This window comes from Aliiroseovarius conchicola, assembly GCF_041403445.1.
GTDB classification, from domain to species: Bacteria; Pseudomonadota; Alphaproteobacteria; order Rhodobacterales; family Rhodobacteraceae; genus Aliiroseovarius; species Aliiroseovarius conchicola.
The window spans coordinates 122,479-146,498 of the sequence record NZ_JBGEHL010000003.1; the positions used below are offsets into that span (position 1 = coordinate 122,479).

Annotated in this window: 24 protein-coding genes; 12 read left to right on the plus strand and 12 right to left on the minus strand. The window is 56.1% G+C overall.

Going from position 1 to position 24,020, the window contains the following annotated elements; all coding sequences use genetic code 11:
* Positions 1 to 9: 9 nt before the first annotated feature.
* From V6N04_RS06290 to V6N04_RS06320, 7 genes are read right to left on the minus strand one after another with little or no spacing between them, the layout of a single operon-like run.
* On the minus strand, positions 10 to 411 hold the full coding sequence (locus V6N04_RS06290) for a RidA family protein (RefSeq protein ID WP_371169288.1): 402 nt from the start codon (positions 409 to 411) through the stop codon (positions 10 to 12).
* The gene (locus V6N04_RS06295; RefSeq protein WP_371169289.1) at positions 408 to 818 is read right to left on the minus strand and encodes an acyl-CoA thioesterase; all 411 of its coding nucleotides are present in this window, start codon (positions 816 to 818) and stop codon (positions 408 to 410) included. Before V6N04_RS06295 ends, V6N04_RS06290 begins: the two co-directional genes overlap by 4 nt.
* Positions 815 to 1,963: an acyl-CoA dehydrogenase family protein gene (locus V6N04_RS06300; RefSeq protein WP_371169290.1), complete on the minus strand. Its 1,149-nt coding sequence runs from the start codon at positions 1,961 to 1,963 to the stop codon at positions 815 to 817. The genes V6N04_RS06295 and V6N04_RS06300 overlap by 4 nt, the downstream gene beginning before the upstream one ends.
* Before the next feature lies 1 nt (position 1,964).
* The gene (locus V6N04_RS06305; protein WP_371169291.1) at positions 1,965 to 2,765 is read right to left on the minus strand and encodes an enoyl-CoA hydratase family protein; all 801 of its coding nucleotides are present in this window, start codon (positions 2,763 to 2,765) and stop codon (positions 1,965 to 1,967) included.
* A complete protein-coding gene (locus tag V6N04_RS06310; RefSeq protein ID WP_371169292.1) occupies positions 2,755 to 3,219 on the minus strand; it encodes a MarR family winged helix-turn-helix transcriptional regulator in 465 nt (154 codons plus the stop codon). Before V6N04_RS06310 ends, V6N04_RS06305 begins: the two co-directional genes overlap by 11 nt.
* Entirely contained in the window at positions 3,216 to 3,965 is a 750-nt protein-coding gene (locus V6N04_RS06315) for an SDR family NAD(P)-dependent oxidoreductase (RefSeq protein ID WP_371169293.1), read from the minus strand. Before V6N04_RS06315 ends, V6N04_RS06310 begins: the two co-directional genes overlap by 4 nt.
* Complete coding sequence (locus tag V6N04_RS06320; RefSeq protein ID WP_371169294.1) at positions 3,962 to 6,259, minus strand: bifunctional salicylyl-CoA 5-hydroxylase/oxidoreductase; 2,298 nt, start codon at positions 6,257 to 6,259, stop codon at positions 3,962 to 3,964. The genes V6N04_RS06315 and V6N04_RS06320 overlap by 4 nt, the downstream gene beginning before the upstream one ends.
* Before the next feature lie 235 nt (positions 6,260 to 6,494).
* Between V6N04_RS06320 and V6N04_RS06325 the strand changes: the two genes are divergently transcribed.
* A complete protein-coding gene (locus V6N04_RS06325) occupies positions 6,495 to 8,984 on the plus strand; it encodes a response regulator (protein WP_371169295.1) in 2,490 nt (829 codons plus the stop codon).
* 97 nt (positions 8,985 to 9,081) lie between these two features.
* Here the strand turns inward: V6N04_RS06325 and V6N04_RS06330 are convergent, their stop codons facing one another.
* Positions 9,082 to 10,008: an XdhC family protein gene (locus tag V6N04_RS06330; RefSeq protein WP_371169296.1), complete on the minus strand. Its 927-nt coding sequence runs from the start codon at positions 10,006 to 10,008 to the stop codon at positions 9,082 to 9,084.
* A gap of 120 nt (positions 10,009 to 10,128) precedes the next feature.
* Here V6N04_RS06330 and V6N04_RS06335 point away from each other — a divergent pair, with 120 nt between their 5' ends.
* The 11 genes from V6N04_RS06335 to V6N04_RS06385 all read left to right on the plus strand — a co-directional run bounded on the left by V6N04_RS06335 (position 10,129) and on the right by V6N04_RS06385 (position 21,995).
* Positions 10,129 to 11,043 carry an AAA family ATPase gene (locus tag V6N04_RS06335; protein WP_371169297.1) on the plus strand — a complete coding sequence of 305 codons (915 nt, stop codon included), beginning with the start codon at positions 10,129 to 10,131 and terminating at the stop codon, positions 11,041 to 11,043.
* A 3-nt stretch (positions 11,044 to 11,046) separates the two neighbouring features.
* Complete coding sequence (locus V6N04_RS06340) at positions 11,047 to 12,276, plus strand: vWA domain-containing protein (RefSeq protein ID WP_371169298.1); 1,230 nt, start codon at positions 11,047 to 11,049, stop codon at positions 12,274 to 12,276.
* An 88-nt stretch (positions 12,277 to 12,364) separates the two neighbouring features.
* On the plus strand, positions 12,365 to 12,832 hold the full coding sequence (locus tag V6N04_RS06345; protein ID WP_371169299.1) for an SRPBCC family protein: 468 nt from the start codon (positions 12,365 to 12,367) through the stop codon (positions 12,830 to 12,832).
* Between the two features lie 39 nt (positions 12,833 to 12,871).
* Positions 12,872 to 13,345 (plus strand): (2Fe-2S)-binding protein, encoded by a 474-nt coding sequence (locus V6N04_RS06350; protein WP_371169300.1) that lies wholly within the window; start codon positions 12,872 to 12,874, stop codon positions 13,343 to 13,345.
* A 20-nt stretch (positions 13,346 to 13,365) separates the two neighbouring features.
* Positions 13,366 to 15,711, plus strand: a complete 2,346-nt coding sequence (locus tag V6N04_RS06355) for a xanthine dehydrogenase family protein molybdopterin-binding subunit (protein WP_371169301.1) — start codon at positions 13,366 to 13,368, stop codon at positions 15,709 to 15,711.
* 14 nt (positions 15,712 to 15,725) lie between these two features.
* Entirely contained in the window at positions 15,726 to 16,520 is a 795-nt protein-coding gene (locus tag V6N04_RS06360) for an FAD binding domain-containing protein (RefSeq protein ID WP_371169302.1), read from the plus strand.
* Positions 16,521 to 16,724: 204 nt separating this feature from the next.
* A complete protein-coding gene (locus V6N04_RS06365) occupies positions 16,725 to 17,765 on the plus strand; it encodes an amidohydrolase family protein (RefSeq protein ID WP_371169303.1) in 1,041 nt (346 codons plus the stop codon).
* Positions 17,758 to 18,645 (plus strand): LysR substrate-binding domain-containing protein, encoded by an 888-nt coding sequence (locus V6N04_RS06370; RefSeq protein WP_371169304.1) that lies wholly within the window; start codon positions 17,758 to 17,760, stop codon positions 18,643 to 18,645. The genes V6N04_RS06365 and V6N04_RS06370 overlap by 8 nt, the downstream gene beginning before the upstream one ends.
* 80 nt (positions 18,646 to 18,725) lie before the next feature.
* Positions 18,726 to 19,415 carry a UTRA domain-containing protein gene (locus V6N04_RS06375; RefSeq protein ID WP_371169305.1) on the plus strand — a complete coding sequence of 230 codons (690 nt, stop codon included), beginning with the start codon at positions 18,726 to 18,728 and terminating at the stop codon, positions 19,413 to 19,415.
* A gap of 120 nt (positions 19,416 to 19,535) precedes the next feature.
* A complete protein-coding gene (locus V6N04_RS06380) occupies positions 19,536 to 20,915 on the plus strand; it encodes an MATE family efflux transporter (RefSeq protein ID WP_371169306.1) in 1,380 nt (459 codons plus the stop codon).
* Positions 20,916 to 21,017: 102 nt separating this feature from the next.
* Positions 21,018 to 21,995, plus strand: coding sequence for an oxidoreductase (locus tag V6N04_RS06385; RefSeq protein WP_371169307.1), 978 nt, complete (start codon positions 21,018 to 21,020; stop codon positions 21,993 to 21,995).
* A gap of 114 nt (positions 21,996 to 22,109) precedes the next feature.
* Here V6N04_RS06385 and V6N04_RS06390 read toward each other — a convergent pair whose 3' ends face one another.
* From V6N04_RS06390 to V6N04_RS06405, 4 genes are all read right to left on the minus strand, one after another.
* Positions 22,110 to 22,478: a SpoIIAA family protein gene (locus V6N04_RS06390; protein WP_371169308.1), complete on the minus strand. Its 369-nt coding sequence runs from the start codon at positions 22,476 to 22,478 to the stop codon at positions 22,110 to 22,112.
* 100 nt (positions 22,479 to 22,578) lie between these two features.
* Positions 22,579 to 22,962, minus strand: a complete 384-nt coding sequence (locus V6N04_RS06395; protein WP_371169309.1) for a carboxymuconolactone decarboxylase family protein — start codon at positions 22,960 to 22,962, stop codon at positions 22,579 to 22,581.
* Between the two features lie 16 nt (positions 22,963 to 22,978).
* The gene (locus tag V6N04_RS06400; protein WP_371169310.1) at positions 22,979 to 23,281 is read right to left on the minus strand and encodes a DUF1330 domain-containing protein; all 303 of its coding nucleotides are present in this window, start codon (positions 23,279 to 23,281) and stop codon (positions 22,979 to 22,981) included.
* Entirely contained in the window at positions 23,274 to 23,969 is a 696-nt protein-coding gene (locus V6N04_RS06405) for a GntR family transcriptional regulator (RefSeq protein ID WP_371169311.1), read from the minus strand. The genes V6N04_RS06400 and V6N04_RS06405 overlap by 8 nt, the downstream gene beginning before the upstream one ends.
* Between the last annotated feature and the right edge of the window lie 51 nt (positions 23,970 to 24,020).

The window sequence follows — 24,020 nt, forward strand, 5'->3', positions numbered from 1 at the left end:
CAGGAAGATTTATGCTGTTTGAATATAGGCGGTCGCCTCGATCTCCAACAATGCCTCATCCTCGATCAGATCATTAATCACAATCATCGACATGGCCGGAAAATGCTTACCAAAGACACGGCGATAGGCTTGTCCGATCTCGCTTTGATGGGCCAGATACGCGGCCTTGTCTTTGACAAACCACGTCAGTCGTCCGACGTCGCCCACATCGCCACCAGCCGCGCGCACTACTTCGGCGATGTTCTCAAGCGCCTGCTCCATCTGACCGATGAAATCATGGCGTTCAAACACCTTGTCCTTGTTCCAACCGATTTGCCCGCCAACATGCAGCGTTCCATCGGCCATCAACATTCCGTTGGCATAGCCCAGCGCGGGCGCCCAGCCCTCGGGGTGAATGGTTTTGGTTGTCATGCTGTTTCCTTCATCAACGCCTCTATTTCCTTGCGCACGTGATCCGGCCAGGGCATCGACTGCCTATCATCCGACACACAGACGATTGTGTGTTCGGCCGTAAAGCGTGTCTCGCCTTCGCAGATCGCCGTCGTCTCTAACGCTAAAGAACTGACACCCAAACGCTTGATCGCAAGTGCAAGTTCCAGCACATCACCATGGAACGAGGGCTTATAGAACTCGACATTAAACCACACGGTTGGCACACCGGCCATTGGATGCATCACATCAAACGGCCAGCCCAACGGACCTGCGAACAGGGCCTCGACCACATCGTTTACAATCTCGCACGCCCGCGGGAAGAACACGATGCCTGCCGGATCGCAGTGGCGAAACAACACCTTCTGACTTTGCTTGAAATGGGTCATTCAATCGACGCCAGAACCTGCCGGGCAATTACCACCCGCTGCACGTCCGAAGCCCCTTCGTAAATCCGCAGCGCCCGGATCTCGCGATATAGCCGTTCGACCACCTCACCTGATTTCACACCGTCTCCGCCAAAAAGTTGAACCGCCTTGTCAATAACCTGCTGGGCGTGATCGGTGGCGAATAGCTTTGCCATCGCCGCCTCTCGCGTCACACGTGGCGCACCGTTGTCTTTGGTCCATGCGGCGCGATAAATCAGCAAGGCCGCTGCGTCCACATCCAGCGCCATGTCCGCGATGTGCCCCTGGACCATCTGCAAATCAAAAAGTGGTGCTCCCTGCACCTTTCGCGTAGCGACACGCTGCAATGCCTCGTCCAAAGCACATCGCGCAAAGCCCAACGCGGCCGCTGCAACTGTCGCACGGAACACGTCGAGCACCGACATTGCGATCCGAAACCCCTGCCCCGGCACACCCAGCATTGCAGATACCGGCACGTGGCAATCCGTAAGCCGCAAGCGGGCCAGCGGGTGCGGTGCGATCGTTTGCAGTCGCTCGACTACCTCGAACCCAGGCATATCCGGCGTCACGATGAAAGCAGACAGACCTTTTGCGCCGGGCGCTTCCCCAGTTCTTGCAAAAAGCGTATAGACGTCGGCGATCCCGCCGTTGGAAATCCAGGTCTTCTCGCCGTTCAGAACATAGTGGTCGCCGTTTCGCGTCGCCGTCATAGTCGAATTTGCGACGTCCGAACCTGATGCGGGTTCCGTCAAAGCAAAAGCCGATATCGCCTGCCCTGACCGCGTTTTTGGCAACCAAGCGGACTTCTGCGTCGGTGTTCCAAACAGCGAAATCGCACCTGTTCCCAAACCCTGCATTGCGAAGGCAAAATCCGCCAGCCCATCGTGGTGGGCAAGAGTTTCCCGGATCAGGCAGAGGCTACGCACGTCAAGCACGCCATCTTCGGCGCCAGAATGCATCAATACCCCCGCCTCGCCCAGCTTCCGCACCAGATCACGGCACGTCTGATCAGTGTCAAAATGGTCAAGATCTGTTAAGTGCGCCTCGGCCCATGCCTCTAATGACACCGATAACGCACGGTGCTTATCGTCTAGAAACGGCCAGTTCAGAAAGCTTTTATCAGCCATATCAATCCCCTTCGAAGACCGGGCGTTCCTTGGCCACGAATGCGTTAAAAGCGCGGTGGAAATCCTGTCCTTGCATACAGATCGCCTGCGCCTGCGCCTCTGCTTCTATTGCCTGCTCAATCGACATGGACCATTCCTGCGCCAGCATCGTCTTGGTCATCATATTGGCGAATGCCGGACCGTTCGCGATCCACCGCGCAGTATCTGTCGCGACCTCCATCAATTCATCTGCAGGCACGACACGATTGAAGAATCCCCACCGCTCGCCCTCGTCGGCGCTCATCGACCGGCCAAGATAAAGGAGTTCTGCCGCCCGACCCTGCCCAATAATCCTGGGCAGAATCGCACAAGCCCCCATGTCGCACCCAGCCAATCCTACACGGTTGAACAGAAAGGCAGTTTTGGCCTCTGGTGTCGCGATGCGAAGATCTGACGCCATCGCAATGATCGCGCCCGCACCGGCACAAACACCGTCGACAGCTGCGATGATCGGCTTGCCACAATTCACCATCGCCTTGACCAAATCACCGGTCATGCGGGTGAAGGCCAGCAGCTCTTTCATGTTCATCTTGGTCAGCGGACCAATGATGTCATGCACATCGCCGCCCGAGCTGAAATTCCCGCCATTCGGGGCAAAAACCACGGCCTTCACTTCTTCATCGTAATGCAGATCACGAAACCAGTTGCGCAGCTCAGCGTAGCTATCGAAAGTCAGTGGATTTTTCCGATCGGGGCGGTCCAACGCGATAGCGGCGATCCCCTCTGACACCTCACAGTTGAAATGAGTTACATCAGTGCGCATTACCGTCCTCCTCCAGATGCGTGGTCAAATGATCCAGCCGTTGGATCATCCCCTCAAGATCGCCTCGGTCGAGCCCGGACAGGATACCGTCGATCCAACCCTCATGCGCCATTGCGTGGCGGGCAAACTCCGTCTTACCCTTCTGGGTCAGCTGCACCAGATTTGCGCGGCGATCTCCGGGGACGGCGACCCGCTCGGCCAGCCCTTCGTCGGCCAACTTATCAACAATCCCGGTAATGTTCCCGTTGGAAACCCGCAGCATCTTAGAGATTTCGCTCATTTTCAGCCCATCAGGCGCACGGGAGAGGGCCGACATCACATCAAAGCGCGGCAGGGTCGTTTGGCATTCATCCCGCATCCTGCGACGCACTTCGTCCTCGATCATGCCCGACGCCTTCAAGAGCTTCAGCCACAAGCGCAAACGTTCCTTAGACAGCTCGGACAGAGTACTCATACCTCCCCCCCCGACAACGTCAGGCAAGCCCCGTTGACGCCACGCGCCGCGTTCGAGGCCAGATAGAGCGCCGCGCCTGCCACCTCGTCGGTCTGAATAAACCGTTTCTGCGGGTTGGCTGAGACAAGCGACTTGCGTGCCTCCTCATTGCTCATTCCGGTCTTGGAGATGATATTTTCAACCGAGCGCTCTAGCATCGGGGTCTCGATGAAGCCTGGACAGATAGCATTCACGGTGATCCCTGTGCGCGCCAGTTCCAGCGACAATGCGCGGGTTAGCCCCACCACGCCGTGCTTGGCCGCGCAGTAAGCGCTTACGTAAGCATAACCCTTCAGCCCGGCGGTCGAGGCCACAGCAATCATCCGCCCCCATCCCTGATCCTGCATATCCGGCAGCGCCGCCTGCCAGCAATTGGACACACCGATCAGGTTTACCGCGAGCATCTGCGCCAAAAGCCCCGGCGCCATCTTCGCGAAAGGCACACTTTCAGCAGCCCCCGCATTGGCGATTACCCCAAGAACAGGGCCATACTGCGCGCGGGCTACGTCAAAGGCGGTGCCGACTGCTCCGGCATCCGTTACATCGCAGATCTGATAGGATAAGCCCTGCGCCCGAAGAGGTGCTTCGCTGCGCCCCATAATTGTGACCTTGGCCCCGGCAGTGTTAAGGTCTTGCGCAATCCGCGCACCAACACCTGTGCCGCCACCCGTTACCACAAAATGTTTACCGTCATATGCGTTGGTCATACTTTGCCCACCATCTCTGCCTCTCGGTCGGCCAGACGCCATGCCTGATCCCGCCCAGCTTCGTATGGCAACGACCATTCCGCATTCCGGTCACCGATGATAGCCCCTTGATGCAACGTCCAATAAGGGTCTGCCAGATGCGGTCGACCAACGGCCACCAAATCCGCACGCCCTGCCATTAGGATCGAGTTTGCGTGATCTGCCTCGTAGATATTACCCACGGCCATTGTTCTGATCCCGGTTTCGTTGCGAATGCGATCAGAGAAGGGCGTTTGGAACATCCGGCCATAGACCGGTTCAGCCTTGGTCGAGGTCTGACCGGCCGAAACATCTATTATGTCGGCCCCAGCGGCCTCAAACGCGCGGGCAATCTCGACCGCTTCTTCCGGGGTTACACCATCTTCGCCGACCCAATCATTGGCCGAGATGCGCACCGACATAGGTTTGCCCGCGGGCCAGATCGCACGCATTGCGGTGAAAACCTCCAACGGGTAACGCAAACGGTTTTCCAGAGATCCACCATAGTCGTCGTCCCGCCGGTTCGACACAGGCGAAATGAAAGACGATATCAGATAGCCGTGGGCTGCGTGCAATTCGATCATGTCAAACCCGGCACGTTCAGCCATTTCAGCAGCGGCCACAAACTGCGCCTTGATCGTGTCCATATCCTCGCGCGTCGCCGCGCGTGGCGTGGCGTTGTCCGCTGACCACGCAATGGCGGACGCCGATACCAATTCCCAGTTGTCACCGGGCAGCGGCTTATCCATGCCCTCCCACCCCACGCGGGTCGAGCCTTTGCGCCCTGAATGGCCGATCTGGCAACAGATTTTTGCGCTGGTTTCCGCGTGCACAAAAGCCGTCAGACGTTTCCACGCAGCCTCGTGCTCCGGCTCATAAAGCCCCGGACAGCCCGGCGTAATCCGACCCTCAGGCGAGACACAGGTCATTTCGGTGTAAACCAATCCTGCGCCACCTTTGGCCCGCTCTCCATAGTGGATCAGATGCCAGTCACCCGGGGTCCCTTCGACGGCTTTGTATTGCGCCATCGGCGAGACTACGACGCGGTTCTTGAGCCTCATATCTCGCAACTCAAACGGCGCGAACATGGGTGCACGGACGGGAGTGTCGCTAGCCACCCCTGCTCGCTCTTGAAACCATTTCTCGGCATGCTCCAGCCATTTTGCATCACGTAATCGTAGGTTTTCATGGCTGATCCGTTGCGAGCGGGTCAGAAGCGAATAATTGAACTGTACCGGGTCCAGATCGAGGTAGCGTTCGACCTCTTCAAACCACTCTAACGAGTTGCGCGCGGCCGATTGCAGGCGCAATACCTCCAGCCGTCGCTCGTCCTGATACCGCTCAAAGGCTGCCCGCATATCCGGTTCCGAATGCAGGTAGTCCGCCAAAGCAATCGCGCTATCGAAAGCCAATCGCGATCCAGAGCCAATCGAGAAATGCGCGGTGGCAGAAGCATCGCCCAAGAGCACCACATTCTCGTGAAACCACGTCTCACAAAGGACACGGGGGAAATTGATCCACACCGCAGACCCGCGCAAATGCGCGGCATTCGACATCAAGCTATGCCCTCCCAGATGATCGGCAAAGATCACACGGCAGGACTCAACGATTTCTTCCTTCGACATATCCTCGAAGCCAAATTTAACCCATGTATCCTGTGCGCATTCAACGATGAACGTGGCCGTGTTATCGTCAAACTGGTAGACATGCGCCCAGATCCAGCCGTGCACGGTTTTCTCAAAAATGAAGGTGAACGCATCATCAAATTTTTGATGGGTTCCCAGCCAAATGAATTTGCAGGCACGCGTATCTATCTCAGGCTTAAATGCATGCTGGTATTCCGCGCGCACGGCCGAGTTGATCCCATCGCACGCGACCACCAAATCATAGTCCTTGCGATAGGTCTCGGCCGCCTCGAATGTGGTTTCGAACCGTAGGTCCACGCCCAGTTCAATCGCGCGCTCTTGCAGAAGGGCCAGCATCTGCTTGCGGCCGATCCCGGCAAACCCATGACCGCCAGACACCGTACGTACACCATCGTGAACCACTGCGATATCATCCCAGTAGGCAAAATGATCGCGGATGGACCGCGCAGATTTCGGATCGTTCTGCTGCAGATTCTCCAATGCCTCATCGGATAAGACGACACCCCACCCGAAGGTGTCATTCGCCTTGTTACGTTCGATCACGACAACCTCGTGTGAAGGATCGCGCATCTTCATCGAAATCGCAAAATATAGACCAGCGGGCCCACCGCCCAGGCAAACAATCCGCATAGCATCCTCCTACAATTTGGTCGGAACAATGCGATGTTAGCGGCTTGTATATATATTTCAAGCTTAAACTATTTGATCCTCAAGTAATTACTGATGTCGGGAAGTGGAAATTTATCAGCGCATCATGCGATCAAGCAGCAGAGTTAACAGCTTCTGAACCATTTTCCCCCATCATGACTTCGTCACATCCACGGATGGCAAGAACAGGATATGCCGCGACGAAAGTGAGAGACTGTTGAACAACCGGATCCAAAAGCTGATCTCGCCTATGTTCCGTCGCGCATATGTCCCAGTCTGGTTGGCCGTATGCGGTTGGATTTTATCCCTTGTGTTTGTTGAGCGGCAGAACCGCATTATCCACCTGCAAAACGCGCGCGCGGACGTTCAATACGAAGTTGGAATTCTCAGATCTCGACTAGAAGGATACCTGAATGCCGACCTTCAGCTGGTGAAAGGGTTGATCGCAGTCGTTGCGACCAATACCGATATTGAACAGGACAGTTTCAGCGAAATCGCGACCCGTGCGATTGGAGGGAGAAGCGAGTTCGTAAACGTCGCCATCGCACCAAATATGGTCGTCGAAATGGTTTATCCCTACGAGGCGAACAAATCCGTCATCGGTTTTGACTATAAAGACAGCCCAGCGCAACGCGACGCAGCATTTCGTGTTCGAGATACGCAGCAGATGGTGTTTGCGGGGCCTGTGAACCTGATCCAGGGTGGTCGTGGCTTCATCGGGCGCTTTCCCATCATTGTCGATGACGCCGGAACCGATAAATTTTGGGGGTTGGCGGCGGTCGTTTTGGACGCAGACTTGATATATCTGCAGACCGGAATTCTAGACGCAGGAACCAACCTACAAATCGCGTTGGTGGGTCGTGATGGCAAAGGCGCTGACGGCGAGCTTTTCTTCGGAAACCCCAATATTTTGAACGAGAACCCAGTTATAACAGACATCATATTACCGGCGGGAAGCTGGCAATTGGCGGCAATTCCCAAAGGCGGTTGGCCAACAAGGGCGCCGAATACTTGGGCGTTGCGTATGGTTATGATAGGTGTGGGCGCTTTGGTCGTTTTTCTGATCTATCTGGCCTGTCGCCTGACCGCGATCGGGCGTGATGTCAGCACGACCTTGAGCGAACGCGAACTGGAGCTACAGCGCAATCAAGAAGAGCTTCAGCGGCTTTCAGCAGTTGCCGAACACGCCTCAGACAGCATTGTCCTGACCGGCCCCGACGGGCAAATTATTTGGGTCAACGACGCGTTTACGGAAATGACCGAATATAAACGGCTTGAAGCTGTTGGGAAAATGCCCGGCGATCTGCTGAACGGTCCACACACCGATACCGCAGTCATCGACCAAATCATCGCTCATCGCGACAGGGGAGAACCGTTCAGAACCGAGATATTAAACTACACCAAGTCCAAGCGAGAAATCTGGGTCGACACCAGACTGGTGCCCGTTTTGGATAAGAATGGCGAAATCACCATGGTGATTGGGATCGAACGGGATATTAGTCAGGCCAAGATGCATGAGCTTGAGATGGCCGAAGCGATGCTCGCCGCAAAAACCGCGGACCGTGCGAAGTCGGAATTTCTGGCCAACATGAGCCATGAAATCCGAACGCCAATGAACGGTATCATCGGTATGGCCGACATCCTCGCCGAAGCCGATCTATCGCAGGATGACAGGCAATGTTTGGACACCATCCGCAGCTCTTCCGCCGCACTACTAAAGATCATCAATGATATTCTGGATCTGTCGCGTCTTGAATCCGGACAGCTTTCGGTTTCGGAAGTTGAGTTCGAACTTTCAGCTTGTGTCGACGCGGTCGCCGATGTGCTCAGACCTTCCGCGCAAGCGAAGGGGATCGATATCGAGATTTCGTATGATGAAGCCGTCCCGCGCTTCGTGTGCACTGACGATGGCCGTCTGCGGCAAATCCTTCTGAACCTGGCTGGCAACGCAGTCAAGTTCACGGATCGAGGATATGTCTGCTTGGACGTCCGGTGTGACGAAGATGACCCCTACAATCTAATTGTATCGGTCAAGGACACCGGGATCGGTATGTCTGCGGAAGATACCTCGGGGATTTTTGACCGTTTCCGCCAGGCCGACACTGCCATCACAAGATCGTACGGAGGAACCGGTCTGGGCTTGACTATTTCTCGTCGGTTGGCAGAGCAAATGGGCGGTGGGATCACCGTCGTATCCGAATTGGGTCATGGCAGTTGTTTCACCCTGGAACTTCAGACAAAGGCTCCGGCATCTGAGCCTTTGAACCAAACAGACCCACCATTTTATGACCCTTCAATAATAGAAGGGCAGCGCGTGTTGCTCGCCGAGGATAATCGGACAAATCGCCTACTCATCAGAAAATTCCTGAGCGGGCTGTCCGTTGAGCTCCTTGAGGCCGAAAATGGTCAGTTGGCGGTGGAAATGTGCGACAGACATCATCCTGATATCATCTTGATGGACATGTCTATGCCGATCATGGACGGGATCACTGCGACCAAAAGGATTCGGAACGAAAGTGGCCCTCAGCCATTGATCATCGCATTAACCGCCAACGCCTTCCCCGACGACCGGGAAGCCTGTCTAGCGGCCGGAATGGATGGGTTCCTATCCAAGCCGGTAAAGAAGGACCAGTTGCTCGACGCTATGGCAGCCAAACTGGTGGTGGGGCGAACTGAAAGTAACCAGGCAGGAAAACTGTCTGCGTAGTTGGCCGGTTTCCTCTAGCAACCTAAAAATGGGAACACGCGCACAAACCCCTCCAAGGCATCGGGGCGGCTCAAGGCAGTCCGCTTCTCGGTTGCTATCAACCTCCATTCAAGACATCTGCAAGGACACTCACAGCAAGCTTACGCGCGTCCCGGACCGACGGGATCAAACCTATTGGCCCCTTGATCTTCGTCAATTCCGATCGCGGCAGACCAAGCGCCTCCATTTCCAGAGAACGCAACTCGGCCGCACGCTTGCTCCCCTGCGCGCCAATGTAAAAAGCCGGACTTTTACAAGCGGACAGCAAGATCGGCGGTTCCCATTCATGGTCATGAAAGAACAATAGAATAGCTGAGTAAGCATCCGGACTGATATCTGTCGGAAAATGTGCCGATGTCAGATGCCGGGTCTGGCATCCGGCCTTTTGACCAATCAACAAGGTCTCGTCATCCGGTGAAAGCAAGAGATTTGGGTAGCCCGCGGATTGGACCAAGCCCGCAAAAGTCGTAGCCTCTGGCCCCTTGCCAAAAACGTAGAAAAACATCTCTGGCTCAACATGCACCGAGAAAACATCACCGTTGCGCCCAGTTTCGCCAGCCTCAGCCTGCGACACGGCGCCGCTCTGCATATCCACAGATATGGTGGTCGGGCGACGATCAGTATGCCGGTGACAAAGCGCCCTTAGAACGTCTTTGTCCGGTTGGGGGATCAAAGTAACCTGCAGTCCTCCCCCACATGGCAATTGAATATCAACGTAGGGCGAGCCCCTGCCATAGACAACGGTCTTGATCTCGTCTCTGGTCAATGCCTCCATCGCATGAAACGCGATATCTTCTTCGACACAACCCGATGACAGCGTGCCGATCCTTGTTTTGTCGGCGAGCACCGCCATCATGGCGCCCAGCGGACGATATGACGGCCCGTCGATATGTGTGATAATCGCCAGCACACCTGGCTGATCGGAGGCGACCAACTTCTGTATCGGCGCTATCACCGAGCTTGCATCATGAGTTGGCACCATCATTGGCCCCCTAAAAACCTTCGACGAGCATATATTTCCCAACGCGCGTCGCAAGCGTTTCCCGCGTAGACAGAACCGGATGCGAGTGCTTAAATGCTCTGAACCCTTCAGCGAGGCCGCAACATGGGCAGTCTTCCAACAAGCATCGATGAAACACTCGCGACGCTGGCCGCCGAGAATTACGTGTGTGGGCGCGATCTGGGGACCGTTGCTTTTTTGTCGTTGAAGCTGGGTATGCCAATCTTTCTAGAAGGCGAAGCGGGCGTTGGTAAAACCGAGCTTGCCAAGGCGCTTTCGACGGCACTTGGTCGACGGTTGATCAGGTTGCAGTGCTACGAAGGGCTTGATGCCGCATCGGCGATTTACGAGTGGAATTTTTCGGCTCAGATGATCGCCATCCGTACCGCCGAGGCATCGGGCGGGAGCAGCCGTGATGATCTGCAGGCAGAGTTATTTTCACCTGACTACTTGATTAAGCGCCCCCTGCTGCAAGCCATGGAACATCACGCCGAGGGGCCGCCTGTTCTGTTGATCGACGAAGTGGACAGGACCGATGAGCCCTTCGAGGCATTCTTGTTGGAAGCCCTGTCAGATTTTCAGGTGACAATTCCCGAGATCGGAACCGTCAAAGCCGTTGAGCCCCCGATTGTCATTCTGACGTCGAACCGCACCCGCGAGGTGCATGACGCATTGAAGCGACGCTGCCTGTATCACTGGGTGGACTACCCGGCTTTTGAGCGCGAGCTGGCCATCCTTCATGCGCGTGTTCCTGATTGTGCCGCCACCTTATCGAAAGAGGTGGTCACCTTCGTTCAGGCGTTACGCGGCGAGGACCTGTTCAAAAACCCAGGTGTTGCTGAAACCATCGACTGGGCGCGGTGTTTGATCGCGCTCGACACCGTGGCCTTGTCGCCTGATGTCATTACCGAAACGCTGGGCGCGCTTTTGAAGTATCAAGACGACATCGCCAAGATCGCCGGGGCCGAAGCGACCCGCATTCTAGATGAGGCGCGCACCCAACTGGCGCAGGCGTCCTGACCCATGCGGGCCGTGCCGGAAACCGATGGCAGGCTTGTTGATAACATCGTTCATTTTGTGCGCGCGTTACGCAAAGCGGGGCTAAGCGTCGGAACGTCCCAGACCCAAACGGCAATTTCGGCGGTAACGGCGACCGGCTTCACGCAGCGCGCGGATTTTTACCATGCGCTGCGGGCCACGTTGGTGACACAAGCCAAAGACATCGAAGTGTTTCATCAGGTGTTTCAGATGTTTTGGCGCGACCCGGAGTTTCTAGAACGCATGGTGCGGTCCATGTTGCCGATGATGCAAACGATGGCACAGGACGAAAGCGCCCCGAAACCCGCCCAAACACGCGCGTCCGAGGCGATGTGGGGGGATTCATCAGGCAAGAAGCCCAATCCACAAAGGGATGAGATTGAGGTCGACGCTGCGCTCAATTGGTCTGACAGCGAGGTGCTCCGGAAGCAGGATTTCGAACAGATGACCCTTCTGGAACAGTCCGATGCAGCGCAGCTGATCCGCGGGCTTCATCTGCCGGTCGACCCGCTCACGACACGGCGGTTTCGACCTTCGTTTTCAACCGGCCGCCCAGACGCACGTGCAATGTTACGCCGGTCTTTGCGCAGGGGTGGCGAAATTGACCGGATGTCCCTGAAGGTTGCGAAACCGCGGGCGCCTGACCTTGTGGTGATCTGCGATATCTCTGGCTCGATGTCCTCGTACGCGCGGATGATGATGCACTTTCTTCATGCTCTGGCTTGGGCTCCGTCCTCGGGATGGGGCCGTGTCTATGGGTTCACGTTCGGCACTCGGCTGACCAATATTTCGCGGGCCTTGGCGATGAAAGATGTCGATCAGGCGCTCAAGGCCGTCGGGCAGGATGCGCCGGACTGGAAAGGCGGCACGCGGATTGGTGAGGCTTTGTTTCGGTTTAACCGCGATTGGTCGCGGCGGGTCCTTGGCCGGGGGGCTGTTGTACTTCTGATCACTGACGGGTTGGAGCGTGGTGATACCGGTTTGTTAAAAACAGAAGCCGCGCGATTGTCACGTTCATGCCGCCGTCTGATATGGCTCAACCCGCTATTGCGCTTTGACGGATTCTCACCGCGCGCGGCGGGAATTCGAACGCTATTGCCAATCGTTGACAGCTTTCATGCCTGCCATTCGCTGGACAGCCTTGCAGATCTTGGACAGGCCTTGGCGACCAATGGAGACAAGGACCGATACGAACGGATGTTGAGACAGCACTGATCAATAACTGAAATTTCTTGCTAAGAATCAATCGGTATCTATTATCGGTTGTCATGCACATTTCTAAATTCCGCCACCCGTCATGGAGATGACAGGCAGCTATCGCATCGGCGCGCCACGCGAAGCCGTTTGGGCAGCCTTGAATGATGTCGATGTCCTAAAGCTCTGTATCCCGGGCTGTGAAGAGATCGAACAGACTTCACCCAGTTCGATGACGGCGAGGGTGGTGCAGAAAATCGGACCGGTGAAAGCCAAGTTCGATGGAGCGATTGAGCTTTTGAATATCGAAGCGCCCGCCAGCTATACCATTCAGGGTGAAGGTCAGGGCGGTGTTGCCGGATTTGCCAAGGGTGCGGCGGATGTCGCGCTGACCGAAGATGGTGCCGAGACTATTTTGGAGTTCACTGCGAAAGCACAGGTTGGCGGTAAACTCGCGCGGCTCGGCAGTCGCTTGATTGATGCGACGGCTAAGAAACTCGCAACCAAGTTTTTTGATAATTTTCATAACCACTTAACTGGATCAGATCCGCCGGAGGACGCCTCCGACGGTCATTGAACACACGGGCATCAAGACCCGTCCTATAGGGAGGATCACATGACCAACATCAACATGACAGTGAACGGTAAAGCCGTCAGCCGGGAGGTGCCCGACGAGACGCTTTTGTCAGAGTTCCTGCGCGAAAGCTTGCGCCTGACCGGGACCCATGTGGGGTGCGACACAAGTCAGTGTGGTGCTTGCGTGGTCCATGTGGATGGGAAGGCGATTAAATCGTGCTCGGCCCTCGCGGTGTCTCTGGATGGTGCCGATGTTACGACCATCGAAGGGCTGGCCAATGGGGGCGATTTGCACCCCATGCAGCAGGCATTCAACGACAATCACGGTCTGCAATGCGGATTTTGCACCCCCGGCATGATCATGACCAGCGTGGACATGGTGAACCGCTTTAAGGCCGAGGGGCGAGAGCTGACCTCGGACGCCATTCGCGACGAACTTGAGGGAAATATCTGCCGCTGCACGGGATACCATAACATCGTGAAGTCGGTCGAAGACGCCGCCTCGAAAATGTGAATTAACCGGAGGACAAGAACATGAAAGATGGAATTGGAGCCCCGGTCAAACGCAAGGAAGACAAGCGTTTCACAACCGGAAAAGGCAAATACACCGACGACGTTCGTAACGACAATCAAGCCTATGCTGCCTTCGTGCGCAGCCCCTATGCACATGCGAAGGTGAAGGGGATCGATACCTCTGCCGCCTTGGCAATGGACGGTGTGATTGATGTGCTGAACGGTCAGCAACTGACTGGCGACGGCATCGGCAACATTATCTGCGGATGGGCGATCACGTCGAAAGACGGCAGCCCGATGAACATGGGCGCGTGGTCCGCACTGGCGACCGAGAAGGTACGTTATGTCGGTGACGCCGTGGCGGTCGTGATCGCGGAGACGCAAGCGCTTGCGCGGATCGCAGCGGAAGCGGTCGAGGTTGATTACGAAGAACTGCCAGTGGCCGCGCATATCGAAGCTGCGATGGCTGACGGCGCGCCAGAGATTCACGACAACGCGCCGGGCAACCAGATTTACGACTGGGAACTTGGCGATGAAGCGGCGACGGATGCCGGGTTGGCAGGCGCCGCGCATGTCACCACCCTGAACATCACCAACAATCGCCTGTCTCCGAACCCAATGGAGCCACGCAGCGCTGTTGCGACTTATGACGACGCAGAGGAGCACTACACGCTCTACACGACCAGCCAAAACCCGCATGTGGCCCGGCTGGTTCTGTCGGCGTTCTACAATGTGGCCCCCGAACATAAGCTGCGTGTGATTGCACCTGATGTGGGTGGCGGCTTTGGGGCCAAGATCTATATCTATCCGGAAGAAATCACCTGTCTCTGGGCGTCGATGAAGACCAACCGGTCGATTAAATGGACGTCAGACCGGTCCGAGGCTTTCCTGACCGATGCGCATGGCCGTGACCATATTACGACCGCGCATATGGGGTTCGATGCTGACGGCAAAATCACAGGGTTCAAGATCGACACGCTGGCCAATCTTGGCGCGTATATGTCCCTGTTTTCAAGCTCGGTTCCGACCTATCTGTATGCCCCGCTGATGTCTGGTCAGTACAACATCCAGAATATCCACTGTAACGTGCGCACCTACTACACCAACACGGTGCCGGTTGATGCGTATCGTGGGGCGGGACGGCCCGAGGCGACCTATCTGGTCGAACGGATGATGGAGACCGCAGCGCGTGAAATGGGCATGGACCCGGCAGAGCTTCGGCGACGCAACTTCGTGCAGGAATTCCCGCATCAAACGCCAGTCCTTATGCAATATGACGCAGGCGATTTCCCGAAAATCCTGCAAATGGCGCAGGACTCGGCGGATGTGTCCGGCTTCGCTGCACGTAAAGCGGAAGCCGCCAAACGCGGGAAACTGCGTGGTCTGGGGTATTCAACCTTTATCGAGGCATGTGGACTTGCCCCCTCCAAAGCGGCGGGTTCGCTGGGTGCGGGCGTTGGCCTTTGGGAATCCGCCGAGGTTCGAGTGAACCCAGTTGGTTCGATCGAAATCCTCACCGGCAGCCACAGTCATGGACAGGGCCATGAGACGACCTTTGCCCAGATCGTTGCGGACCGGTTTGACCTACCCGTCGAAAATGTCTCGATCGTACATGGGGACACCGACAAGGTGCAGTTTGGCATGGGGACCTATGGCTCCCGTTCCGGCCCGGTTGGCATGTCCGCTGTCGTCAAAGCAATGGACAAGGTCGAAGCCAAGGTGAAAAAGATCGCGGCCCACACGCTGGAAGCCTCGGAAGACGATATCGTCATCGAAGGTGGCGAAGTGAAGGTGGCCGGGACCGACAAATCCATGGCATGGCACGAGGTCGGATTGGCGGCCTATGTTGCCCACAATCTGCCCGACGATATGGAGCCGGGCTTGAAAGAAACCGCGTTCTTTGATCCGGTTAACTTCTCGTTCCCGTCTGGTGCATTCATCTGTGAGGTCGAAGTGGACCCCGAAACCGGCGAGACTGACATCGTCAGCTTCACCTCGGCCGACGATTTCGGCACCATCATCAACCCGATGATTGTCGAAGGTCAGGTGCATGGCGGTGTCACCCAAGGAATCGGACAGGCCATGCTGGAACAAGTCGTCTATGACGATGACGGCCAGCTTTTGAACGGATCCTACATGGATTACGCAATGCCGCGTGCCGCTGATGTGCCGTCCTATTCGATCAGCCACCACGAGGATTCACCAAGCCCGAACAATCCGTTGGGGGTTAAAGGCTGTGGCGAGGCGGGGGCCATTGGCGCACCTCCGGCGGTTATCAATGCCATCACCGATGCCATCGGCACCAACGATCTGGCGATGCCAGCAACCCCACAGGCGGTCTGGAATGCTATCCAGGCGGCGAAGTAAGGGAGGATTAAGATATGTATCCGACAAAGTATCATAAGGCGGCCTCTATCGACGACGCCATCGCAGCCCTTGCCGCCGGTGAAGACGCCAAACTTCTGGCCGGTGGTCAGACGTTGCTTGCCACGATGAAACAGCACTTGGCCGCACCCAGCGATCTTGTTGACGTGCGCGCGATTGACGGCATGTCAGGCGTATCTACGGATGGGGACACGCTGGTGATCGGCGCCGCGACCACCCACGCGGAAGTGGCCAGCAATGGCGATGTGCAACGCCTGTGCCCTGCATTGGCGTCCCTCGCAGGCGGGATCGGTGATCCCGCTGTCCGCCACGCCGGAACCATTGGCGGTTCCATCGCAAACAACGACCCTGCCGCAGACTATCCCGCCGGGCTTTTGGCGCTCGGCGCAACCATCGTGACCAATTCGCGCGAGGTGGCCGCCGATGATTTCTTCGATGGCCTGTTCACCACAGCGCTGGACGAAGACGAAATTATCACTGCGGTGCGCGTCGATGCGCCTGCCAAAGCGGCGTATGTGAAATTCCGCCAGCCGGCATCGCTTTTTGCTCTTGTCGGAGTTTGTGTCGCACAAACTGCCGACGGTGCGCGGGTCGCAGTCACAGGGGCTGGCGAGGACGGTGTTTTCCGACATGCCGGATTAGAAGCGGCTCTCTCAGCCAATTGGTCAGCAGAGGCCGCAGCCAGCGTCGATGTCACAAGTGAGGGGCTGATGTCGGATATGCACGGCAGTGCCGACTATCGGGCCAACCTTGTGAAGGTGCTGGCGAAACGGGCTGCGGCCGGCTGTTAGCACATACTACGAGCTCAGAATTGGGGCGGTCGATGGTGGCCGCCCCAGTCTGTGAGGGGCAGTACAAACACCGCAGCTAAAACCATTAGCAATTCTAATGTATCTCATTATCATGTTTCCATGGCGAGACACCCGCCGCCCGCATATCAGTTAGATAGAAGAGATGCGGGCTGGCAAATGGTCAGGACCAGCTGGAGACGTGAGATGTTCGACAGAAACAGCCGTATTGACACGCACGCGCACTACTACGGCGGTGGGCTGGTCGAAATGTTGCAGGCTCGGCGCGAACGCCCCTATCTGCGCAGGCGCGATGACGGGGTTCTCGTGATGGTCGCCATGAACGGTGAGTTTCCGTTTACTGATGCCTATTTTGACCATCAAGTCGGGCTGGACATGATGCGGAAAACCGGTTTGACCCACAGGGTTTTGACCTTTCCAGGCGCACTCGGCATTGACCTCCTACCGACCGCGGAGGTGGGCGATGCAATCTGCGCCTACAACACACATCTTGCTGACCTGTCGCGCGCCACAGACGGCGCGCTGATAGGGCTGGCCGGTCTTCCTTTGGCCAACATGGAATTGGCTTGCGAAGAACTGCGCCGTATCCGTCGGGATCTTGGCCTGCCGGGGGTGATCCTGCCATCGGATTATTTCAATTCTGTGGAGGACGTAGAAGAAATGCGTCCGCTCTTGCAAGCAGCAAACCAGCACGGATGCCACATCATGCTGCACCCCGGCTTGAAAGTCGGAGCCAAGCCGCCGCCACTTCCGTCGGACAATGTGCAATATCGGCTATCAGCGATCGAGTTACAGTCTAGCGCGTCTCAAGTTGCTCTGACCGTGATCTTGTCTGATATGCTGGAGACCTACTCAAATGTTAGCTTCCAGATCGTTAATCTTGGCGGAACGCTCCCCTTTATATTTGAACGGATGGAGAGCATCGCGCGCCATCGCAGCCCGGACGCACCCTTCCCTACCGACCGTTTGCGCAGGCTTTGGTACGATTGCGCATCGCTTGGGCCACGCGCATTGGAAGCCGCTGTTAAGCTTTTGGGTGCGGATCGGATCATGTTGGGGTCTGATTTCCCGATATTTCAGGACGATCCATATGCCCATGCTCTTGCCCCGACCGATCTAACCGATGCCGAGAAAGAACAGATTGCTTGGAAAACCGCCCGTGATCTTTTTGCGAGGTTGGAGACATTGCGATGCTCTGGCGTCAAGGCTGTGAACTCCGATGCTTAAGACCCTTCCATTCAGTGCCTTGCGCACGCTTGAAGCTGTGGTCAGGTTGCGTGGATTCAGTCGGGCTGCCGAAGAATTAAATGTCACGCAAAGCGCCGTTAGCCAGCATATTAAGCAACTTGAGGAATGGCTGGGGCTGCGTCTGATGGTGCGCCGTGGACGCAGTGTGACACCGACAGATGCCGGTGAGCGCCTGGCACGCGTCACGCGCGATGGGTACAGCGCGATTGCCGATACATGCGACGACTTGCGCGACAGCACCCGCAACTCGGAACGCAACATTCTGGTCGCGTCGCCACCGGGCTTTGCCTTTCTGTGGCTATTGCCGCGGCTTTTGCGATTTGATGAGCTTCATCCAGACCTTCCGGTGTCGTTATCGACCGATCCCCAGTCTCGTGATGTTCTGACCGCTGAGGCGGATGTAATCATCTGTTATGGCCCCGGCGGCTATTCAGGGTTTCACGCAGAGCCCCTGATGGCCGAGCAGATGACACCAGTTTGCGCACCGTCCATCGCAACACGTGTGACTTCGGTCAATGACCTTGCCAATCATGTCATCCTTCTGGACCGGCTTGACGATGGCTCGTCTATGACGAATTGGGACTTTTGGGCGCAAGAAGTCGGCGTCACGCTGCCTCGGTTCTCGCAAACACGCGAGTTGGGGCAAGCCAATCTGGTCATTCAGGCGGCGATGGACGGGGGTGGAATTGCTATGGGGCGCAGCCCGTTGATCAAAGATGCGTTGGACAGCGGACGCCTTGTACAGCCGTTTGACAAGGTGGCCCAGTCCCAGCTCTCCTATTGGCTGGTCTGTCGCCGCGAAGCGTTAAAGAGGGATCGCATGGTCAAGTTTTTAGACTGGATCCGCGCCGAGGTGTGAGCCTGTCAGCAATGATTGCGCCGGATCGTATTTGGTCACTATAGTGCAAATTGCAGACATAATGGACCAAATGAACGAACATGCGAACCAGCTATCAGGACATTAAAGCCGAGGTGATGAACCGAATTCGGCAGAACATTTGGCCTCCGGGCGCGATTGTGCCGGGCGAGATTGATCTAGCAAAAGAGTTCGGCTGCGCCCGCGCCACTGTCAACCGCGCCATGCGTGAGCTGGTTGCAGAAGGGGTTTTAGAGCGTAAGCGCAAGGCAGGTACACGGGTCAAATCGTCTCCCACGCGGCGGGCCGAGTTTGCGATTCCGTTGATCCGAGAAGAGATTGCAGAACTGGGTGCGGCCTATCGTTATGTTCTTGTTGACCGCAATGTCGAACCCGCCCCTGTTTGGTTGCGTGCGAAGCTTGATGTCCCGACGGGCGCGGATATGTTGCATATTAGGTGTATGCATTTCGCGGATAGCCAGCCCTATCAGTACGAAGACCGTTGGATCAATCTTGCCGCTGTGCCCCACGCTCGGGATGAGCCGTTCGAGGAAATGGGCCCGAATGAGTGGCTCATTCGTCAGGTCCCATATACCGATGGGCAGCTACGATTCTCAGCTATTGAGGCCACGGATGAGGTGGCGGAATACCTGGACATGCCCAAAGGTCGATCTGTGTTCATGGTCGAGCGGACCACTTGGCTGGAGGGTCAAAGTGTTACCTTCGCACGGATGCATTTCCCGCAAGGATACTCGATGACGACGCGGTTCTGACGGTTGCATGCGGCACTTTCCTCAAGACAAACATAAGCAAATAAAATATAGACAAAAGAGGCGGCGAATAATGCCGGTCCAATCCACCTACAGCTTTCCCATCGAAAGTATCCAGACGCGATGATTGACGAAGACCTAACAACAGGTCCGGTCCGGGGACATTTCCGGCGCCTTGCTTTACCAGCGGCGATCGGGATGTTGTTTAGTACGCTTTACAATATCGTCGACACCTATTTTGCAGGTTTCTTTGGGACCGAAGCGCAGGCCGGGCTGTCGGTAGGGTTTCAGGCATTTTTCGTACTGGTTGCCGTGGGTTTTGGCCTCGGGGCCGCGATGAGCGCACTGGTTGGAAATGCCAAGGGGCGTAAGGATGTTGCCGACGCCCGACATCTCGCGGCCCAAGGCATCGGTTTCGCGGTCGTGGCAACAGTTGTCCTGACCATCATCTCTCTGTTTGCTGGGCCATATCTGATCGCAATCGTGTCCGAACCCGGGGCTTATCGCGATGCTGGCCTGTCATATTTCTATTGGCTCACCCTTTCGCTGCCAGGATTCATTTTAGCCTATGGCGGAAATGGTATTCTTCAAGCCCGAGGCGATACGGTTTCAATGCAGCGCGCGTTGATTGCAGCGTTTTTCGCCAACATCGCGCTCAATCCGTTACTTATGTTCGGTATTCCGGGGGTTGTATCCGGTATGGGTTTTAACGGCATCGCACTGGCCACTGCGATCAGCCAGTCCGGTGTCGCGATCTTCTTGCTGTATCGGATATTTGGTCGTGCAATGATGCAAGACCTGACGCCCCATGAATTTAAGCCCGTACCAGCAAAGTACGGCGAGATCGCAAGCCAAGCCTTCCCGGCTAGCTTTGCCCTTCTGATCAATTTCGCCAGTGGGTTTGTTGTCCAATATGCGTTGAAAAGTTACGGCGAAGCGTCATTGGCGGCCTACGGTATCTCGCTCAGGATCGAGCAGATTTTTCTGCTTCCAGCCGTTGGGATTACCATCGCATTGGTACCAATCGCAGCACAGAACTATGGCGCTGGAAACTATGACCGCGTACGCGAGGCATTTCGCACCTGCTGGATGCTGGGTGTTTTCGCGACCCTCTGCGCCGCCCCGTTCCTTTGGTTCGGCGGCGAGGCCGCGACCCGTGTATTTTCTTCGGATCCAGAAGTTGTGCGTATTGGCGGGCTGTTCTTGAAAGTCGAGGCAGTGGTCCTGCCAATCTATGTCTTCCTGTTCTCGGCCAATTCGCTGTTGCAGGCTTTAAAGCGTGCAGTCTGGACCATGTGGATTGGGGTTTACCGTCAGGGCATCGGCATTGCCTTGTTTATCTGGCTCTTCACACAAGTGTTCGACTGGGGCTTGACGGGTGTTCGTTTGGGTATCGCTGCCGCAGTGGTAACTGGCCTGATGATGTCGCTTCTTGTTGTCACATCGGTGGCGCGCAGTCGCATCGGCGGTTTGCGGGCGCCTAATGGATTAGCGGGCACTTAACTTTCTTTCGTGACCTAGCCTTATCTGCCGATGTTCCAATACCTAAGTTGAAGTACAGAGCAGCGCCGCCACGCCGACAAATCCGACCAGAAAGGACTACACATGGCCTTAGCAGATCAGACCCCCGTTCAATCCGGTTTCCACGCCAAAAGCACCGCATCTGAGGTTTTGGCGGACATCGACCTTTCAGGAAAAACTGCGATCGTCACCGGCGGGTATAGCGGCATAGGTTTAGAGACTGTTCGCGCGCTTGCCAACAAGGGTGTCTCTGTCATTGTTCCGGTGCGTTCTGAAGCCAAGGCAAAAGAAAACCTAGCCGCGCTTGAAGGCGACATCACGACCGCTCAGCTTGATTTATCCGATCTTTCGACGGTGAACCGGTTTGCGGGTGAGATGATACAACGGCTTGGGACGCTGGATCTTCTGATCAACAATGCAGGCGTGATGGCCTGTCCAGAGGCCCGCGTTGGCCCCGGTTGGGAAAGCCAGTTTGGCATATGCCACATGGGGCATTTTGCGCTGACACAGGGGCTGATGCCTTTGCTTGAGAAAACCGAGGGGGCGCGTGTCGTCGCGTTGTCATCCACAGCGCATAAAGTATCTGACGTACTGTGGGATGACATCAACTACGAAAAGACCGCATACGATAAATGGCAGGCCTACGGACAGGCAAAAACGTCCAACGCGCTTTTTGCCAATGCGCTTTCACGTCGTCTGAAACCCACTGGCGGCGCGGCGTTCTCGGTCCATCCGGGCGGCATTTTCACCCCCTTGCAGCGACACTTGCCAAAAGAAGAGATGATCGCGCTTGGATGGTTGGGCGAAGACGGAGAGCCATCTGAACTGGCGAAATCCGGGTTCAAGACGCCAGAGCAAGGTGCCTCCACGACACTCTGGGCTGCGACATCGGCCCAGTTAAATGGCAAACCGGGTGTTTATTGCGAGGATGCCGACATCGCGGCTGTGACGGACCCTGAGAGCCCCATGGCGCGCTACATGGGCGTCAATCCACATGCGTGCGACGATGACGCGGCCGAACGATTGTGGAAGATCAGCACCGATTGGCTGGCTGAAGCCTAGCCGTTCTGCGCGCTGCCGCTTGAAATCGGGTGGGATGCGACCCACCCGACAAAACGTTCCAATACGTACCGTGGACTTACGTTTGCGTCGCTCGGGTGACCGAGCGCTAAGACCTCAGTCTTCTTCAACCCACGCCCAAGCAGCATCAAGCTCATCGGTGTTGAAGTGTTTCTCGCCTATGCCAACGAGGCTTGCAAACTTGGCATCGACGCTTACCAGCGCAGCCATCAATTTGCTGTCCATGACAATCGCCAACTTATCAAGCTTGTTCATATGGGTAAGGACCCATTTCATGTCTTCTCCCGCCGCCTTGAAGGACGGATGGATATCGCTGTTCGTGACCACTAGAAAACGGATCTTACCGTGCTCGGACACGATCGCATCCGCTTTTGCTGTCAGCTCACCGATTTGGTCCGTATCAAGCTTTCCCGAAACTTCGATACCCATGATGTTGCCACTGCTTTGAGGAAGGATTTGGTACATCGGTTTTTCCTTTTGTCTGAGGTTTTCGCCGGCGTTTATCCGATTTGGCGCGCGGCGTCTGTTAGATAGATTGCTCTACCCAATCAATATTTCCTTCGTGTCAGGTCTGGTCTTCCAGAACCTTTCGGGCTGCGCGGAAGCACTCTAACCCCTGCGGAACGCCACAATAGATCGCAATGACGTGGATGATTGCGCGGATTTCCTCTTTCGTGACACCGTTGTTGATCGCACCGCGGCAATGCAGTTCCCATTCGGACATTTTGCCAAGCGCGCCGATCATGGACAGGTTCATCATTGATCGGGTTTTGGCGTCGATCACGTCATCACCCCAGCCAAACCCCCAACACCAAGCCGTCATTGCCTCTTGAAACGGACGGCTGAAATCATCGGCAGCTGCAAGGTTGTTTTCAACGTATTCAGCACCAAGCGTCGCCTTTCGTTGCTCCAGCCCTTTCAGAAACAGGTCTTCGTCAAAAGTGCTCATTGGGTTCCTTTCAAGGTCATTTGGCGGTGGTTTCCAAGCCTTCGACAATCACAATATTTGCGTCACAGGCCGCGTCACGGTGCTGCCTGGCCGTTTGATATTCGGGTGAATGATAGCAGGCCAAAGCGGCGTCCTTGCTGTCGAACTCGATCACCACATGGCGCTGGAAATCCGTCCCTTCCAACGTCACCGAGTCACCACCACGCGCCAGAAATCGCGCGCCAAACTTGGCAAAAGCCTTCGGCGCGAGGGACTGATACCCGACATATCGGTCGGGGTCAGTCACAGTAACGCTGGCGATCCAGTAACCCTTAGCCATGTGCCTCCTCGGAGTCTTTCAATAAGCGCTCTGCCGTTTTGGCGGCGTCTGCGATATGCGCCTCGACGGCTTGCCTTGCAACTTCTGGGTCGCGGCTAAGAATGGCGTCGTGGATGGCTGTCATGTGGCTCATACCGGATCGGTCACGATCCTTTGCTGCAATGGTTAGAGCGCGCAATCGGCTAATCCTGCCATTCAGGCGCTGTACAACTTCCCACGCGATGGCGTGCCCGGCTTCATCAAAGATGAGCTCGTAAAAATGCGTGGTCGCTTGCAGCAAATCTGACCACGTCGTGTCGTCCATGCAGGCCTCTAGCGCTTTTAGCGCGCGGCTTAGTTTTGGTGCGAAGTCAGCGCTTTGATCTTTTGCGCACGCTGCAACGGCTGAACCTTCCAAAAGCAGGCGAATGTTGTAGATTTGTCTGGCTTGTTCCCACGTGAACGTCGCAACAATGGGTCCTCGATTTGGTATGATCTCGACCAAGCCTTCAGCCTCGAGGAAGCGAATGGTTTCGCGGATCACTGTGCGACTGACGCCCAGTTGGTCACACAAGGGACGCTCGACCAACCTCTCCCCGGGTGCGAAATGCCCGTCTATGATCGCTTCACGCATGCGCGCTTGAACGATGTCGCGCAGAGTTTGCGGGACTTTGTCGATTTTCTGCAATGTTGGTTTCGAAGTGGGCATGGGCCGTGGCGTATCAGGGTGAGGGTGGGTCAACAAGTATGATTGACATTT